The following is a 14,620-nucleotide window of genomic DNA, read 5'->3' on the forward strand; positions in this document are numbered from 1 at the left end:
GCGTCATCTGCGCAGCCCCCTCCCGAGGCCCTTCATTCTTCAGGATCCGGCTTGCGCTAGGATGTCCTTCAGCACGGGTGCGACACCGGCGCGGAAGGCGCGAACCGCGTCGCGGACGATGGGGTCGAGATCCTCCGGCGTCGTGGTGCCGTACACGTAGCGGCGGATCGCAAGGTAGAAAATGCGCCCGTGCAGGCCCCAGAACAGCTCGGCCTCGCGTTCGCTGACCGGAATTTCGCCGGGGGCCGGCAGCTTCAGCTCTGCCCTGAGCTCGGCGCAGGCGGGCAGGATGATCTGGTCGCGGACGATCATGAGGTAGCGGCTGGTGATGTCGAACGACTTGAGGCCTGAAAAGGCGAAGATTCGCACCCAGTGGTAGTCGAAAACCTGCTCGACATATTCGAGGTAGAATTGCGTGAGCCGCGCCTCCAGCGGCTTGGATCGGTCGGTCACGAGAGGCGCCCAGTCCGCCTTCCAGCGGCTGAGATAGACGTGCTCGTAGACCCGCTCGATGAGCGCTTCCTTGGAAGGGATGTAGCGGTAGATGGCGGAATGGGTGATTCCCATCCGCTTCGCCAGCTCGCGCGTCTGTCCCTCGAATCCGTGCTCGGCGAAGAAGCGCACGGCTTCCTCGATGATCGCCTGTTCGCGGTCGGCCGCCCGCATGTGCTGGCGACGGGGGCGGGCGGGCGGCGGCGGCTTCTGGTCGGGCGTGGGCTTCAAGGCGAGTCCGTTCAACGCATGGGCCGGGCGCCCACCGTCCTGCGATAGCGCAACCTTCCCGCGCCACCAAGGGTCTCCGAGCGCGGCGACGCCCGCTCCCACGTCGCGGCGGCAGCTCCTGTGGCGCGTGAAGTCGAGGAAAAGGTGAGGGAAGGCAACAATCATATATCCGGGTGGGAATAGCGTCGCGCTGCACTGCAATGATTTCCCTGCCAGCGCTTTTCCCAAGCACTTCGCCAATGGTCGCACAGCACTATTGACAGGCACATCGGCCTGATATCATGTTGTGACCAAGTGGTCACTAAAATGAAGCCACGCTCGACCGGGAGGAACCTGCCCTTGAAAGCCCGCGCTTTCGCCTATGCGCGTCCGTCGAGCCTTGCCGAGGCGCATGCCGCCTTTGCCGGGGCCGATGGGGATGCAAGCTTCATCTCCGGCGGGCAGAGCCTCGTGCCGGCGCTGGCGATGCGGCTGCAGGCGCCGCAGGTGCTGATCGACCTCTCCGCGATTCCCGAGATGCGCGGCGTGCGGCTGGACGGGGAAACCCTGCGCATCGGCGCGCTCACCCGCCATGCCGAAACGCTGACCGAGCCGCTGATCCGGGCCCATGCGCCGCTGCTTGCGGCCGCCGCGCCTTTCGTCGCCCATCCCGCCATCCGCAATCGCGGCACGGTCGGCGGCAGCGTGGCGCTGGCCGATCCGGCCTCCGAATTCCCGGCCATGATGCTGGCGATGGGCGCCGAGATGGAAATCTCCGGGGTCGACGGCATGCGCCGCGTCGCCGCCGATGACTTCTTTCAGGACCTCTACCAGACCGCCATCGAGCCCGGGGAAATCCTCGTGGCGCTGCATGTGCCGGCCGCCGGGCCGCGCCATGTCTGTGCCTTCGACGAGATGGCGCGACGTCGTGGCGACTACGCCATGGTCGGCGGCGGCATCCTCGCCGAGCGTGACGGCGCGGTGATCGTGAACCCGCGCATCGCTCTCTTTTCGGTCGGCCCGACGCCGGTGCGCGCCCGCAATGCCGAGGCGGAGATTGCCGGCAAGGCGCTCGATGCCGACACCATCGCCGCCGCCCAGCGCGCGCTCGATGCCGACATCGATCCACTGGACGACGCCGAAATTCCTGCCGCCATGCGCCGCCACCTCGCGCGCGTCCTGCTCGGGCGTCTGCTGCGCAAGCTGGAGACCTGCTCATGAATATGATGGCGGGCACCGTCCCCCTCTCCCTCACCGTCAATGGCGAGGAGGTCGCGCGCATGGTCGCGCCGCGGACCACGCTGGCGGATTTCCTGCGCACGGATCTCGAACTCACCGCCACCCATGTGGGCTGTGAGATGGGGGCCTGTGGCGCCTGCCTCGTGCTGCTGGATGGGGTGCCGGTGCATTCCTGCCTCGTCTTCGCTGTGCAGGCGCAGGGGCAGAGCGTCGAGACGGTGGAGGGGCTTGTCGCCAGCGGCGCGCTGGCGCCGCTCCAGCAGGCCTTCCATGAGCGCAACGCGCTGCAATGCGGCTTCTGCACGCCGGGCATGCTGGTGAACGCCCATGCCCTGATCGCCCGCGGTAGCGTGCCGGATCGCGAGGAAATTCGCGACGCGATCTCCGGCAATTACTGCCGCTGCACCGGCTACGAGGCCATCGTCGACGCCATCGAGGCGGCTGCCCGCAAGGCGAACGGGGAGGGTGCGGAATGAATGCCCCCTTCGACCGTCCGCTCGGCGCGGCGCCCCATCTTGAGCCGGGCGTTCATGTGGGCCGTCCGCTACCGCGCCCCAATGCCAAGCGGCTGGTGGCCGGGCGGGGCAACTATGTCACCGACATGAAGCGGCCGCGCATGCTGCATGCGGCCTTCGTGCGCTCGCCCTTCGCCCATGCCCGCATTGTGCGCATCGACGTGGAGGCCGCCCGCGCGGCGCCCGGCGTTGCTCTGGTGGCGACGGGGGAGGACCTTGCGAAGCTGTGTACGCCGTGGGTGGGCACGCTCGACCATTTCAAGGGCATGAAGTCCGAGCCCCAGCTTCCGCTGCCCCTCGAGCGGGTGACATGGAGCGGGCAGGCGGTGGTCGCCGTGGTGGCGGAAAGCCGTGCTGCCGCCGAGGACGCCTGCGAACTGGTGGAGATCGAGTATGAGGACCTGCCCGTCCTCGCCGATCTCGACACGGCGCTGGCGCCCGACGCCCCGCGTCTCGTGGAGGGCTTCGCCGACAATCTGTGCTTCCGCTCAGCTCTGGAGAGCGGCGCGGTCGACGACCTCTTCGCCTCTGCCGCGCATGTCGTGGAGGCGGACCTCGCCTTCGGCCGCCACACGGGCGTGACGCTGGAGCCGCGCGCGATCATCGCCGACTACGATGCCAGCGAGCACGCCCTCACCGTCCATCATGGCACCCAGACGCCGTTCCAGTTCCAGGACCTCTATTCCCGCCACTATGGCATTCCCGAAGCCCGCGTGCGGGTGGCGGCGCCGGACGTGGGCGGCTCGTTCGGCGTGAAGCTGCATGTCTATCACGAGGACATGGCGGTCATCGGCCTGTCCATGCTGGCGGGCCGGCCGGTGAAATACGTGGTGGACCGGCTGGAGGCCTTCGTCTCCGACATCCACGCCCGCGATCATCGCGTGAAGGCGAAGGCGGCGGTGGGCGCGGACGGCCGCATCCTCGCCATGGCGGTGGAGGACGAGACCGCCATCGGCGCCTTCTCCACCTATCCTCGCACCAGTGCGGTGGAGGGCAACCAGGTCATCCGCCTCATCGGCGCGCCCTACCGGCTGGAGGCCTACCGCGCCGATCTGAAAGTGGTGTTCCAGAATAAGACGCAGACGAGCCAGTATCGGGCGGTGGGCCATCCCATCGCCTGCGCCGTGACCGAGCATCTGATGGAGAAGGCCGCCGCCGCGACCGGGCTCGACCCGTTCGAGGTGCGCGCGCGCAACCTCATCTCGGACGACGCCTATCCCTGCCAGTCCCTCACCGGCTTCAAGTTCGAGCAGCTCTCCCATGAGGCCTGCCTCGCGAAGCTCAAGACGCTGATGGACTATGACCGCCTGCGCGCCGAGCAGGCGGAGCTGTGCGCCCGCGGCATCCATCGCGGCATCGGCATCGCCGCCTTCGTCGAGATCACCAATCCCACGCCCGCTTTCTACGGCATCGGCGGTGCGCGCATCTCGGCGCAGGACGGGGCGGTCATCAAGATCACCCCGTCCGGCGAGGTGCGCTGCCTGATTTCGGTGACGGAGCAGGGGCAGGGCACCGAGGCCATCATCGGCCAGATCGTCGCCGATTATCTCGGCGTGTCCCGGGATATCGTGCGGGTCATCACCGGCGACACCGAGGTGACGCCCCACGGCGGCGCCACCTGGGCCTGCCGCGGTGCCGGGATCGGCGGCGAGACGGCCCTTCAGGCTGCGAAGAAGCTCAAGGCCAACGTGCTGAACGTGGCCGCCGCCATCCTCCAGGCGCAGCCGGGCGACCTCGATCTCGTCGATGCCGAGGTGGTGGACAAGGCGGGCGGCACGGTGCGCCTCAGCCTCGCCGAGGTCGCGCGCATCGCCTATTTCCGCTCCGACACGCTGCCGCCGGGCACCGACGCGCAGCTCACGGTTGCGCATCACTATGCGCCTTCCGGCTACCCCTTCGCCTTCACCAACGGCATCCACGGCTGCCATGTGGAGGTGGATGCGGAGATAGGGCTCGTCAAAATCCTCAAGCACTTCGTGGTGGAGGATTGCGGCCGCATCATCAACCCGCTCCTCGTGGAGGAGCAGGTGCGCGGCGGCGTGGTGCAGGGGCTCGGCGCCGCCTTCTTCGAGGAATGCCGCTACGACGAGGCCGGCCAGCTCGTGAACGGCTCGCTCGCCGATTATCTCGTGCCCATGTCCTGCGAGATGCCGGACATCGTCATCGCCCATATGGAAACGCCGACCCGCGACACCGAGCTTGGTGCCAAGGGCTGTGGGGAGGCGGGCACCGCCGCGTCGTCCGCCGCCGCGCTCAACGCGGTCAACGACGCCCTCGCGCCGCTGGGCGCCGAGCTGACCCAGATTCCCATGACCCCCGCGCGCATCCTGAAAGCGCTCGGCGCCTACTGACGACCGCCCACAGCCAAAAAACAAGACACACCGGGAGGATTTCATGACCAAGCGGACCGACCATCCCCTCTCCAGCGTATCCCGTCGCACGGTGCTTGCCGGCCTCGGTGCCGCGGGCGTCGGCCTCATCGCTTCGCCGGCCCTTGTGCGGGCGCAGGCGGAGACCATCCGCATCGGCTTCCCCACCCCGCTCACCGGCCCCTTCGGCGCCGAGGCGAAGGACCAGGTGAAGAGCGCGGAACTCGCCGTGAAGCTCGTCAATGACAAGGGCGGCATTGCCGGCCGCAAGGTCGAACTGCTGGTCCGCGACGACAAGCTGAACGCCGGCGAGGCCGCCACCCGCACCCTTGAGCTGATCGAGAAGGACAAGGTTCACGCGGTGGTCGGGGCGCTCTCCAGTGCCGTTCAGCTCGCGGTGAACGAAGTGACGCGCGCCCGTGGCGTCATCTACGTCTCCATCAGCCAGTCCGACACCATCAACGAGGTGAAGGACTTCTCGAAGTACACCTTCCACGAGGCGCTCAATCCGCGCATGACCACGGCCGCCGTGGCGCGGGCGACCTTCAAGAAGGGCTCGAAGGTGGCCCTGCTCGGCGCCGACTACGCCTATGGCCACGAGATGATCCGCGGCTTCAAGCGCGCCGCCGGCGAACTCGGCGCCGAGATCGTCGGCGAGATCCTCCACCCCTTCGGCGCGGCGGACTATTCCACGCTGATGCCCCGCATCCGCGCGCTCAAGCCGGACATCCTCGCCATCTGCAACTTCGGTCGTGACCAGGCCAACTCCATCAAGCAGGCCAACGACTTCGGCATGAAGAAGCAGATGCAGATCGTGGTGCCCGTGCTGCTGCACAACCAGCGCATCGCCGTGGCGCCCGACGTGTTCGAGGGCATCATCGGCGGCGCCAACTATTACTGGGCGCTGGAGAGCACCATCCCCTCCGCCAAGACCTTCAACGACGCCTACAAGGCGGCGTACGGCTCGCTTCCGACCGATTACGGGGCCTACGGGTTCACGGGCGTCTCTGCGCTGCTCCTGGCCATGGCGAAGGCCGGCGGGACGGACACGGACAAGGTGGTCGAGGCGCTGCAGGATTTGAAGTACGACGTGGCCAAGGGGCCGCAATACTTCCGCAAGTGCGACCACCAGTCGGTGCAATCGGTGCTGGTCCTGAAGTCCAAGGCCAAGGCCGACATGAAGAGTGAGCAGGACCTGTTCGACATCGTCGAGAACGTCCCCGGCTCCGAGCAGATGCTGCGCTCCTGCGGCGAACTGGGCTTCCCGACCTGAGACCTGATCCCTTCTCCCCTTGCGGGAGAAGGTGGATCGCGGCGCAGCCGCGAGACGGATGAGGGGAAGGCAGCAACAGAGCGCGATCCAACCCCTCACCCCCGGCCCCTCTCCCGCAAGGGGAGAGGGGAGAAGCACCGTGCCGAATGCCCCGTCCGCCCCGAGAGACGCCCGATGGACCTTGAACTCATCCTCATGCAGCTGTTCTCCGGGCTCGCGCTCGGGGCGATCCTGGTGATGGTCGCCCTCGGGCTCACCATCGTGTTCGGCATGCTGGGCATCGTGAATTTCGCCCATGGCGCCCTGTTCATGGTGGGGGCCTATGCGGGGCTGTGGGTCGCCGCGCAGACCGGCAGCTTCTGGTGGGCGCTCATCGTCGCTCCCCTTGCGGTCGGCGTGCTGGGCATGCTGATCGAGCGCTTCCTGATCCGGCCGCTCTATGGCCGCACGCCGGATGATCCGCTGCTGCTCACCTTCGGCCTTGGCTATGTGCTGGTGGAGGCCGTGCGCATCACCTTCGGCACGGACGGCATTCCCTTCTCGGCGCCCGACGCGCTTCAGGGCGTGGTGGATCTCGGCGTCGGCTATTTCCCCATCTATCGCCTGTTCGTCATGGGCGTGGTGGCGGTCATCCTGCTGCTGCTCTGGGTGGCGCTGGAGAAGACCCGCTTCGGCCTCATCGTGCGGGCCGGCGCGCGCGATCCGCTCATCATGAAAGTGCTGGGGGTGGACGTGAGCCGGCTGTGGCTGCTGGTGTTCGGCCTCGGCGTCGGCCTCACCGCGCTCGGCGGCGTGCTGGCCGCGCCCATGCGCAACGTGAGCCCGGAGATGGGCACGCTGGTGCTGGCGGAGGCCTTCGTCGTCACCGTCATCGGCGGCATGGGATCGCTGCTCGGGGCCGTGGTGGCGGGGCTGCTCGTGGGCGTCGCCGTGAGCATGACCGCGCTGTTCGCTCCCGAGATGGCGACCATCGTCATGTTCGGCCTGATGGCTCTCATCCTCCTCGTCCGACCGCAGGGCCTGTTCGGCCGGCCGGCCGGCGCCTGACGGAACCCGGCGCGTGAACGGAGACGACACCATGACCACAACCGACCTCGCCGCCGGGCAGGGCGTGGCGCCGCGCACCCTGCCGAAGGCCGGCGCCGCGCTGGATCGCTGGCGCGTGCCGCTCACCATTGCCGTGCTGGCGGTGCTGCCCTTCGTGCTGCCGTCGCAGGCGCTGGCGGTGAACGTGCTGATCTACGGCCTGTTCACCGTCGGCTTCAACCTGCTGTTCGGCTACACGGGCCTTCTCTCCTTCGGCCATGCCGCCTTCTTCGGCACCGGGGCGTACCTGACAGGAATGGCCATCGCCCTTCTCGGCTTCGGCTGGTTTCCGGCCATGCTCACGGGCATCGTCGGCGCGAGCCTGCTCTCGGTGGTGATCGGCGCGCTCTCCATCCGCACGCGCGGCATCTATTTCTGCATGGTCACTTTGGCGCTCGCGCAGCTCGTCTATTACGTCGCGCTCCAGGCGTCCGGCTGGACCGGCGGCGAGAACGGCCTGCGCGGCTTCACTGTGGTGAAGGCCGACCTGATCGGCGGCTTCTCGGTGAACCTGCTGAACCCGCTGGCGAAATACTACTTCATCATGTTCTTCGCAGCGCTGGCGCTGTGGTTCGTGTCGCGGGTGCTGAACTCCCCCTTCGGCGCGGCCATCGAGGCGGTGCGCGAGAACGAAACCCGCGCCCGCGCCTGCGGCTTCGACGTGGAGCGCACCAAGCTCCTATCGTTCGTGCTCTCGGGCGCCCTGTGCGGCCTCGCCGGCACGCTTTCCGCGCTTCATCTCTCCATTGTACCGCTCGATGCGCTGGGCGTTCACACCTCGTCCATCGTGGTGATGATGACCATGCTGGGCGGCGCCGGCTCCTTCTTCGGGCCGTTCGTGGGGGCGCTGGTGTTCCTGCTCATCGAGGATGTCGCCTCGCTGTGGACCACCCACTGGCAGCTCATCGTCGGCATCGTCTTCATCCTGTTCGTGCTGTTCCTGCCCAAGGGCATCTGGGGCAGCCTGATCCAGATCGTGCGCCGCAGGAGGGCGTCATGAGCGCGCTGATGGAAGTGACGGACGTGGGCCGCTCCTTCGGCGGCTTCGTGGCCCTCGCGGGCATCTCGGCCAGCTTCGAGCGCAACAAGGTGACGGCAGTGATCGGCCCCAATGGCGCCGGCAAGAGCACCTTCTTCAACGTGCTGTCCGGCGTGCTCCAGCCCTCGACCGGCTCCATCCGGTTCAAGGGGCAGGAGCTGAAGGGGCTGAAGCAGCACCGCTTCGCCCATCTCGGCATTGCCCGCTCCTACCAGATCACCAACCTCTTTCCCGAGCTGTCGGTGGAGGAGAACGTGCGTGTGGCGGCACAGGCACTGAAGACGCGCTACGACGTCTTCAGCCATCGCGATCGCTATCCCGAGCTGGCGCAGAAAGCAGAGGCGGCGCTGGCCGAGGTGGGCCTCACCCATCGCCGCGCCCGCCGCGCCCGCGACCTCGCCCATGGCGAGCAGCGGGCGCTGGAGATCGCCATCGCGCTGGTGGCGAACCCCGAGCTTCTGCTGCTCGACGAGCCCACGGCCGGCATGGGGCCGGAAGAGACCAAGGAGATGGTGGCGCTCATCGAGCGCCTCGCGGCGGACCGCACCATTCTCCTGGTCGAGCACAAGATGAAGATGATCCTCGGCCTGTCGGACCGCATCCTGGTGCTGCATCACGGCCGCCTCATCGCCGACGGCACGCCGACAGCGGTGCAGGCCGATCCGGAAGTCCGCCGCGTCTATCTGGGGCAGAACGATGGCTATGCTTGAGGTCGAGAAGCTCAATGCCTGGTACGGGCCGAGCCACGTCGTCCACGATCTGACGTTCAGGATCGAACAGGGCGAAATCGTCGCCCTCGTCGGTCGCAACGGCGCCGGCAAGACGTCCACCCTGCGGGCCATCATGGGGCTCATGCCGCGGGTGGAAGGCCGGGTGACGTTCGACGGCACGGATTTGCTGCCGCTCGGTGCCCACGCCCGCTTCCGCCTCGGTCTCGGCTACGTGCCGGAGGAGCGGCGCATCGTCTCCGGCCTTACGGTGCGGGAAAACCTGCAGCTCGGCCTCGTCGCCGCCGCCCGCACGGACGAGCGCGCGGCCATCGACGAGATCGCCAAGAGCTTCCCGCGCCTGAAGGAGCGGCTGGAGCAGCAGGGGACCACCATGTCCGGTGGCGAGCAGCAGATGCTCGCCATCGCCCGCGCCATCATTTCCAAGCCGAAGATGGTGCTGCTGGACGAGCCCTCCGAGGGCATCATGCCGGTGCTGGTGGAGGAGATGGGCGTGCTCTTCCGGCGGCTGCGCGACCAGGGCACGACGCTGCTTCTGGTGGAGCAGAACGTGGAATGGGCGCTCAATCTCGCGAGCCGCGCCATCATCATCGATCAGGGCGAGCTGGTGCATCAATCGAGCGCTGCTGCACTGCTCGCCGACAAGGACATCCAGGATCGCTATTGTGCGGTCTGAGCGCCATTGCCGAAGAGCGGCACGCGCGAACGAGAACAAGGGGAGGACCATCCCGTGGAACTGACCGGCGAATATCGCATCAGCGCCCCGCGCGAGACCGTGTGGAAGGCGATCCTTGATCCTGAGATGCTCAAGCGCTGCATTCCCGGCTGCAAGGAGCTGGAGCAGACGGGCGACAACGCCTATGCCGCCAAGGTGCAGGTGAAGGTCGGGCCGGTCTCGGCCACCTTCTCCGGCTCGGTGGAACTCACCGACATGGAGGCCCCGGCCGGTTGCCGCATCGTCGGGCAGGGCAATGGGGGCATCGCCGGCTTCGCCAAGGGCGAGGCCAAGGTGGCGCTGGCCGAGGATGGCGCCGATACCATCCTGACCTACGTGGCGGACGCCCAGATCGGCGGCAAGCTCGCCTCTCTTGGCGGGCGCCTCGTGCAGGCGACAGCCAAGAAGCTCTCCGACCAGTTCTTCACCAGCTTCGCCGAAGCGCTGAACGCGCCGGCCGAGGTGCCTCCGGCGGCCGAGGCGTCCTGACCATCACACTGGTCCCGAGGCCGGCGCAGGTCTGCTGTAGCTTACGTCGGCCTCACTTCACCCGGGTTCACTTTATCCGCGCCGCATAATCCTCCGGCTTGAAGCCGACGATCAGATCGCGCCCGTGCTCCAGCACCGGGCGCTTGATCATGGAGGGGTGCGCCAGCATCAGCGCCAGAGCCTTTGCCTCGTCGATGTGGGCCTTGTCGGCGTCAGGGAGCTTCCTGAAGGTCGTGCCGGCCCTGTTAAGCAGCTTTTCCCAGCCGACCTTCTTCGCCCAGCCCTGAAGCGTGTTCGCGTCTATGCCGGCCGACTTGTAGTCGTGGAAGGCATAGGCGACGCCCTTCTCGTCGAGCCAGGCGCGCGCCTTCTTCATGGTGTCGCAGGCCTTGATGCCGTAGATCGTCGTCGTCATCGCAATCCCCCGTCTGAAAGCACCGACCTTACCCGAGGGCGCGCCGCCGCGCGCGCGGCTTTCGCGTCGCAGGGCCGTTGAACGGTTCCTGCTGCTCATGTAACATATCAGTGCAATCCCAATTGGACGGGCAATAACAGGCAGGGCAGGACGCATGAAGACCTATCGGGGAGACCGCACCATCGACGGCATCGCGGTGACGGTGGACGGCAAGCCGCTGCCGCAGCGCACCGACATCGCCAAACTGAGCAGCGACGGCTTCGAGTGGAGCTATGAGGGGCAGGCCCCCGCCCAACTCGCCCTCGCCTTGCTCGCCGACCACCTCGGCGACGACCGGCGCGCCTATTCGCTGCACGACCAGTTCATGCGCGACGTGGTCGCCAATTTCGCCAACGAGTGGGAGATGACCTCCGACGATATCGACGCCGCGCTCCACCGCGTCGCAGCCTGATCGGCATCCGCCCGAGGCTTGACGGCAGGAGACGAATCCGTCGTCTCAGAGACAAGGCAGGGGAGCAAGCGGCATGGCGAAGGCGGGGTCCAAGGCAGGGGCCATTGCGGGTTCCGTGGCGCCGGTGCGGCGCCAGAAGCGGCAATCCGCGCTGGCCGGAGGTGAAGGCGCGCTTGATCTCCTGTTGGAGCCGCTCCGCGAAACTCGCAAGGAGCCTCGCACCCCGGCCCGTCGCGCCCGCAAGGATGAGCCGGTGACCGAGGATGCGAGCCTCACCGATCGCGCCTACCGCATCCTTGAGGAACTGATCGCGACCCTGCAACTGCCCCCGGGCGCGGTGCTTTCCGAACTCACGCTTTCCGACCGGCTGAAGATCGGCCGCACGCCCATCCGCGAGGCACTGCAACGCCTTGCCCGCGACGGGCTGGTCGTGGTGCTGCCGCGGCGCGGCGTGCTGGTGTCGGATATCAACCTGCGCACCCAGCTTCGCCTGCTGGAGGTGCGGCGTGTGCTGGAGGTGCTGATGGCCGGCCTCGCCGCCGAGCGCGCCACGGCCGAGGAGCGGGACGCCTTCGCCGAGATCGCCGGCTCCATGCGGCAGGCGGCCGAGGTGGAGGACGACCTCGCTTTCATGCGCCTTGATCGGCGCTTCAACCTTTTGATGGCGCAGGCGTCGCGCAACGAGTTCGCGGTGCGCTCCATGGGCCTCATGAACGCCCTGTCGCGTCGCTTCTGGTACCAGCATTACCGGGAGGTCGCCGACCTGCCGCTCGCCGCCCGGCTCCACGCCGAGGTGGCCGAGGCGGTGGCCCGCCGCGACCGCAAAGGGGCCGAGACCGCGGCTGCCAACCTCGTGGATTATATCGAGGATTTCGCCCGCAAGACCCTGGATGCGTGAGGGCTCGAGGCTCCCTCTCCCGCAAGGGGAGAGGGAGCCTCGAGCCTTCAGAAGATCACGACGCTGCGAATGGTCTCGCCCGCCTTCAGCGCGGCGAACCCCGCGTTGATCTCCTCCAGCGCGATCCGTCGGGAGATCAGGCCCTTGAGGTCCAGCCGTCCGGCAAGCGCGGCTCGAGCGAGGAAGGGGAAGTCGCGGGCAGGGCGGGCACCGCCATAGGAGACGCGGCGGATGCGCTTTTCCGCCATCAGCGAGCCCCAGCGGAAGGACACGTCCTTCGTCACGTCGATCTTGCCGAGCCAGATCACCTCGCCGCCCGGCCGCACCGCCTCCACCGTCGCGCGGAAGGCAATCGGGCTGCCGGCCGATTCCAGCACCACGTCGGCACCGCGGCCTTGGGTGAGCGCGCGGGCCGCCTCCACCACGTTGCCCGTGCGGGCATTCACCGTGTGGGTGGCCCCCATGGCGCGGGCGAGGGCGAGCTTGGCATCATCGAGATCGGCGGCAAGGATGGTCTCTGCGCCTGCCAGCCTCGCCCCCTGCACCGCCGCGAGGCCCACGGCGCCGCACCCGATGACGAGGGCCGTATCGCCGGGCCCGATGTGCGCCACGTTCAATGCCGCGCCCACGCCGGTCATGATCCCGCAGCCGATGAGGCACGCCTCGTCAAACGGAAGTTCTTTGGGCACCGGCACGGCCTGCTGGTCCGTGACGATGCAGTATTCGCCGAAGGCGCCGAGGAACATGAGGTTCCCCAGCTCCCGCCCGTCCGCGAGCCGCGCCTTGGCGGCGCCGTCGAAGGCACGGGCCTTCGGACCTTCCGCGAGATAGCCCTCGCACAGGATGGGCAGCGCGCGGTCGCAATAGAAGCAGTGGCCGCAATGGGGATTCCAGGAGAGCACCACATGGTCGCCCTTGCGGACGCCCTTCGCCTCCCGCCCTACATCCTCCACGATGCCCGCCGCCTCGTGGCCGAGCACGATGGGCATGGGGTAGACGAGGCCGCCCTCGATCACCTCGAGATCGGTATGGCACAGCCCGGCCGCCTTGATGCGCACGAGCACGTCGGATGGCCCGAGCGGGGCCGCCTCCACCGTCTCGATGGCGAGCGGCGTCTGCGGCGCGTGGAGCACCGCGGCACGATAGGTGAGGGGCATGGGTCAGGTGTGCTCCAGCTCCACCTCGCCGGCGATGACGCGCATGACCGCCTTGTCGCGGTACGCCTCCGCCAGCGTGCCGGAGAAGATCATCTCGCCGCGCTCCAGCACGTAAAGGCGATCCACATAATCCGGGAGGTGGTGGACGTTGGATTCCGCCATCAGCACGGCCTGCCCCATGGCGCGGATGGAGGCGATGCCCTCCGAGATCACCGGGATGATGGCCGGCGACAGCCCCTCGAACGGCTCGTCGAGCAGGAGAAGGCTCGGGTCGAGGGCGAGTGCCCGCGCCACCGACACCATCTTGCGCTCGCCGCCGGAGAGCTGCGCTCCGCCCCGGTGCAGATACTGCCGGAGCTTGGGGAATACGGTGAGGGAGCGCTCGACGCGGTCCTTCTCCGACATCTTCGAGCGCCGCGTCCAGGTCGGCAGCTCCAGATTCTCGGCGACCGTGAGGTCGGCATAGACCTCCGATTCCTCCGGCGAGAAGCCCACGCCCATCTGCGCGATCTCATGCGGCGCGCGGCCGATCAGTTCCTTGCCGGCGAAGCGGATGGAGCCGGCGACAGGCTTGCGATAGCCCATGATGGAGCGGAACGTGGTGGTCTTGCCCGCGCCGTTGCGGCCGATGAGGCAGACGAGTTCGCCCGGCTCCACGGCGAGGTCGATACCGGACAGGATGCGGCTGCCGGCGATATCCACCTTGAGGCCCGAAATGCTCAGCATGGGCGGCTCTCCTGAACGGCGGCTTTCGGGGCCATTTCTCTGGGGGGCACCTTGGGCGGGCGCGTACCCACCACGGCGGCGATGAGGGCGGGATCCTTGAAGAAGGTTTCCGGCTTCTCATCGGCGAGAACGGTACCCGCCTGGAGCGCGACGATGCGGTCCGAGTAGCGGGCCACGAGGTCCATGTCGTGCTCCACCTGGATGATGCCGCGCACGCCGGCCTTGCGGGACGCGGAAACCAGCAGCTCCATGATGGCGTGCTTGTCGCCGGTGGAAACGCCGGAGGTGGGTTCGTCGATAAGGATGAGTTCCGGCTTGAGCGCGAAGGCGCTCGCCACGTCCAGCAGCTTCTTCTCGCCCTGGGAGAGGGCGCTCGCCTGCTGGTCCAGGCGGTGGCGCAGGTTGAAGATGTCGGCCACCTCCTCCACGGCATCGCGAATCTCGCGATCCCCGCCGAGGCTGCGGAAGGGATTGCCGATGCGCCTGAGGCGTGACGCAGCGGCGACACCCAGCGTCTCCCGCACCGTAAGCTCGGGGAAGATGTTCACCAGCTGGAACCCCCGCGCCATGCCCCGGCGGGAGAGTTCCACCGGCCCGATGCCGGCGATGTCCTGCCCGCGGAAATGGACGTGGCCAGACGTCGGCTTCAGCAGCCCCGTCAGCACGTTGACGAGGGTGGACTTGCCGGCGCCGTTGGGGCCGACGATGGAGATGAATTCACCATCGTCCACATGCACCGAGACGTTCCGGAGCGCATGGAAATCGCCGTAGCTCTTGGAGACCTGATGGGCGGAGAGAAGGGCGCGTGAGGCCATGGG

Annotated in this window: 16 protein-coding genes; 11 read left to right on the forward strand and 5 right to left on the reverse strand. The window is 67.7% G+C overall.

What is annotated here, in order from left to right; genetic code table 11:
- Positions 1-39: 39 nt before the first annotated feature.
- The gene (locus EJ105_RS05735; protein WP_024278505.1) at positions 40-666 is read right to left on the reverse strand and encodes a TetR/AcrR family transcriptional regulator; all 627 of its coding nucleotides are present in this window, start codon (positions 664-666) and stop codon (positions 40-42) included.
- 396 nt (positions 667-1,062) lie between these two features.
- Here EJ105_RS05735 and EJ105_RS05740 point away from each other — a divergent pair, with 396 nt between their 5' ends.
- The 9 genes from EJ105_RS05740 to EJ105_RS05780 all read left to right on the forward strand — a co-directional run bounded on the left by EJ105_RS05740 (position 1,063) and on the right by EJ105_RS05780 (position 10,155).
- Complete coding sequence (locus tag EJ105_RS05740; protein WP_250165599.1) at positions 1,063-1,923, forward strand: FAD binding domain-containing protein; 861 nt, start codon at positions 1,063-1,065, stop codon at positions 1,921-1,923.
- Positions 1,920-2,417 (forward strand): (2Fe-2S)-binding protein, encoded by a 498-nt coding sequence (locus EJ105_RS05745; RefSeq protein ID WP_394041686.1) that lies wholly within the window; start codon positions 1,920-1,922, stop codon positions 2,415-2,417. Before EJ105_RS05740 ends, EJ105_RS05745 begins: the two co-directional genes overlap by 4 nt.
- The gene (locus tag EJ105_RS05750; protein WP_250165600.1) at positions 2,414-4,807 is read left to right on the forward strand and encodes a xanthine dehydrogenase family protein molybdopterin-binding subunit; all 2,394 of its coding nucleotides are present in this window, start codon (positions 2,414-2,416) and stop codon (positions 4,805-4,807) included. The genes EJ105_RS05745 and EJ105_RS05750 overlap by 4 nt, the downstream gene beginning before the upstream one ends.
- A gap of 43 nt (positions 4,808-4,850) precedes the next feature.
- Positions 4,851-6,098 carry an ABC transporter substrate-binding protein gene (locus EJ105_RS05755; RefSeq protein WP_250165601.1) on the forward strand — a complete coding sequence of 416 codons (1,248 nt, stop codon included), beginning with the start codon at positions 4,851-4,853 and terminating at the stop codon, positions 6,096-6,098.
- A gap of 174 nt (positions 6,099-6,272) precedes the next feature.
- Positions 6,273-7,145: a branched-chain amino acid ABC transporter permease gene (locus tag EJ105_RS05760; protein ID WP_024278510.1), complete on the forward strand. Its 873-nt coding sequence runs from the start codon at positions 6,273-6,275 to the stop codon at positions 7,143-7,145.
- A 31-nt stretch (positions 7,146-7,176) separates the two neighbouring features.
- Entirely contained in the window at positions 7,177-8,184 is a 1,008-nt protein-coding gene (locus EJ105_RS05765) for a branched-chain amino acid ABC transporter permease (protein ID WP_250165602.1), read from the forward strand.
- The gene (locus EJ105_RS05770) at positions 8,181-8,933 is read left to right on the forward strand and encodes an ABC transporter ATP-binding protein (protein ID WP_250165603.1); all 753 of its coding nucleotides are present in this window, start codon (positions 8,181-8,183) and stop codon (positions 8,931-8,933) included. Before EJ105_RS05765 ends, EJ105_RS05770 begins: the two co-directional genes overlap by 4 nt.
- On the forward strand, positions 8,926-9,627 hold the full coding sequence (locus EJ105_RS05775; RefSeq protein WP_250165843.1) for an ABC transporter ATP-binding protein: 702 nt from the start codon (positions 8,926-8,928) through the stop codon (positions 9,625-9,627). Before EJ105_RS05770 ends, EJ105_RS05775 begins: the two co-directional genes overlap by 8 nt.
- Before the next feature lie 54 nt (positions 9,628-9,681).
- Positions 9,682-10,155 carry an SRPBCC family protein gene (locus tag EJ105_RS05780; protein ID WP_250165604.1) on the forward strand — a complete coding sequence of 158 codons (474 nt, stop codon included), beginning with the start codon at positions 9,682-9,684 and terminating at the stop codon, positions 10,153-10,155.
- 67 nt (positions 10,156-10,222) lie between these two features.
- Here the strand turns inward: EJ105_RS05780 and EJ105_RS05785 are convergent, their stop codons facing one another.
- Positions 10,223-10,570: an ArsC family reductase gene (locus EJ105_RS05785; RefSeq protein WP_250165844.1), complete on the reverse strand. Its 348-nt coding sequence runs from the start codon at positions 10,568-10,570 to the stop codon at positions 10,223-10,225.
- A gap of 154 nt (positions 10,571-10,724) precedes the next feature.
- Here EJ105_RS05785 and EJ105_RS05790 point away from each other — a divergent pair, with 154 nt between their 5' ends.
- Entirely contained in the window at positions 10,725-11,021 is a 297-nt protein-coding gene (locus EJ105_RS05790; protein ID WP_024278516.1) for a DUF6166 domain-containing protein, read from the forward strand.
- Positions 11,022-11,094: 73 nt separating this feature from the next.
- Entirely contained in the window at positions 11,095-11,919 is an 825-nt protein-coding gene (locus EJ105_RS05795; RefSeq protein ID WP_250165605.1) for a GntR family transcriptional regulator, read from the forward strand.
- 47 nt (positions 11,920-11,966) lie between these two features.
- On the opposite strand, the gene EJ105_RS05800 is transcribed toward EJ105_RS05795, so the two are convergent.
- The 3 genes from EJ105_RS05800 to EJ105_RS05810 are packed head-to-tail and all read right to left on the reverse strand — an operon-like array spanning position 11,967 to position 14,617.
- Positions 11,967-13,076 carry a Zn-dependent alcohol dehydrogenase gene (locus EJ105_RS05800; protein ID WP_250165606.1) on the reverse strand — a complete coding sequence of 370 codons (1,110 nt, stop codon included), beginning with the start codon at positions 13,074-13,076 and terminating at the stop codon, positions 11,967-11,969.
- A gap of 3 nt (positions 13,077-13,079) precedes the next feature.
- Positions 13,080-13,802, reverse strand: a complete 723-nt coding sequence (locus EJ105_RS05805) for an ABC transporter ATP-binding protein (protein WP_250165607.1) — start codon at positions 13,800-13,802, stop codon at positions 13,080-13,082.
- Positions 13,796-14,617, reverse strand: coding sequence for an ABC transporter ATP-binding protein (locus EJ105_RS05810; protein WP_250165608.1), 822 nt, complete (start codon positions 14,615-14,617; stop codon positions 13,796-13,798). Before EJ105_RS05810 ends, EJ105_RS05805 begins: the two co-directional genes overlap by 7 nt.
- Positions 14,618-14,620: the final 3 nt, after the last annotated feature.

Origin of the sequence: Xanthobacter aminoxidans (assembly GCF_023571765.1) — a bacterium.
In the GTDB taxonomy this organism is placed as follows: domain Bacteria; phylum Pseudomonadota; class Alphaproteobacteria; order Rhizobiales; family Xanthobacteraceae; genus Xanthobacter; species Xanthobacter aminoxidans.

What these genes read in the sequence shown, in the direction of transcription:
- EJ105_RS05750 (WP_250165600.1), top strand. Translation starts at nt 2,414, where the DNA reads ATGAATGCCCCCTTCGACCGTCCGCTCGGCGCGGCGCCCCATCTTGAG.
- EJ105_RS05805 (WP_250165607.1), bottom strand. Translation starts at nt 13,802, where the DNA reads ATGCTGAGCATTTCGGGCCTCAAGGTGGATATCGCCGGCAGCCGCATC.
- EJ105_RS05770 (WP_250165603.1), top strand. Translation starts at nt 8,181, where the DNA reads ATGAGCGCGCTGATGGAAGTGACGGACGTGGGCCGCTCCTTCGGCGGC.
- EJ105_RS05745 (WP_394041686.1), top strand. Translation starts at nt 1,920, where the DNA reads ATGAATATGATGGCGGGCACCGTCCCCCTCTCCCTCACCGTCAATGGC.
- EJ105_RS05775 (WP_250165843.1), top strand. Translation starts at nt 8,926, where the DNA reads ATGCTTGAGGTCGAGAAGCTCAATGCCTGGTACGGGCCGAGCCACGTC.
- EJ105_RS05800 (WP_250165606.1), bottom strand. Translation starts at nt 13,076, where the DNA reads ATGCCCCTCACCTATCGTGCCGCGGTGCTCCACGCGCCGCAGACGCCG.
- EJ105_RS05795 (WP_250165605.1), top strand. Translation starts at nt 11,095, where the DNA reads ATGGCGAAGGCGGGGTCCAAGGCAGGGGCCATTGCGGGTTCCGTGGCG.
- EJ105_RS05765 (WP_250165602.1), top strand. Translation starts at nt 7,177, where the DNA reads ATGACCACAACCGACCTCGCCGCCGGGCAGGGCGTGGCGCCGCGCACC.
- EJ105_RS05760 (WP_024278510.1), top strand. Translation starts at nt 6,273, where the DNA reads ATGGACCTTGAACTCATCCTCATGCAGCTGTTCTCCGGGCTCGCGCTC.
- EJ105_RS05785 (WP_250165844.1), bottom strand. Translation starts at nt 10,570, where the DNA reads ATGACGACGACGATCTACGGCATCAAGGCCTGCGACACCATGAAGAAG.
- EJ105_RS05810 (WP_250165608.1), bottom strand. Translation starts at nt 14,617, where the DNA reads ATGGCCTCACGCGCCCTTCTCTCCGCCCATCAGGTCTCCAAGAGCTAC.
- EJ105_RS05790 (WP_024278516.1), top strand. Translation starts at nt 10,725, where the DNA reads ATGAAGACCTATCGGGGAGACCGCACCATCGACGGCATCGCGGTGACG.
- EJ105_RS05735 (WP_024278505.1), bottom strand. Translation starts at nt 666, where the DNA reads ATGCGGGCGGCCGACCGCGAACAGGCGATCATCGAGGAAGCCGTGCGC.
- EJ105_RS05755 (WP_250165601.1), top strand. Translation starts at nt 4,851, where the DNA reads ATGACCAAGCGGACCGACCATCCCCTCTCCAGCGTATCCCGTCGCACG.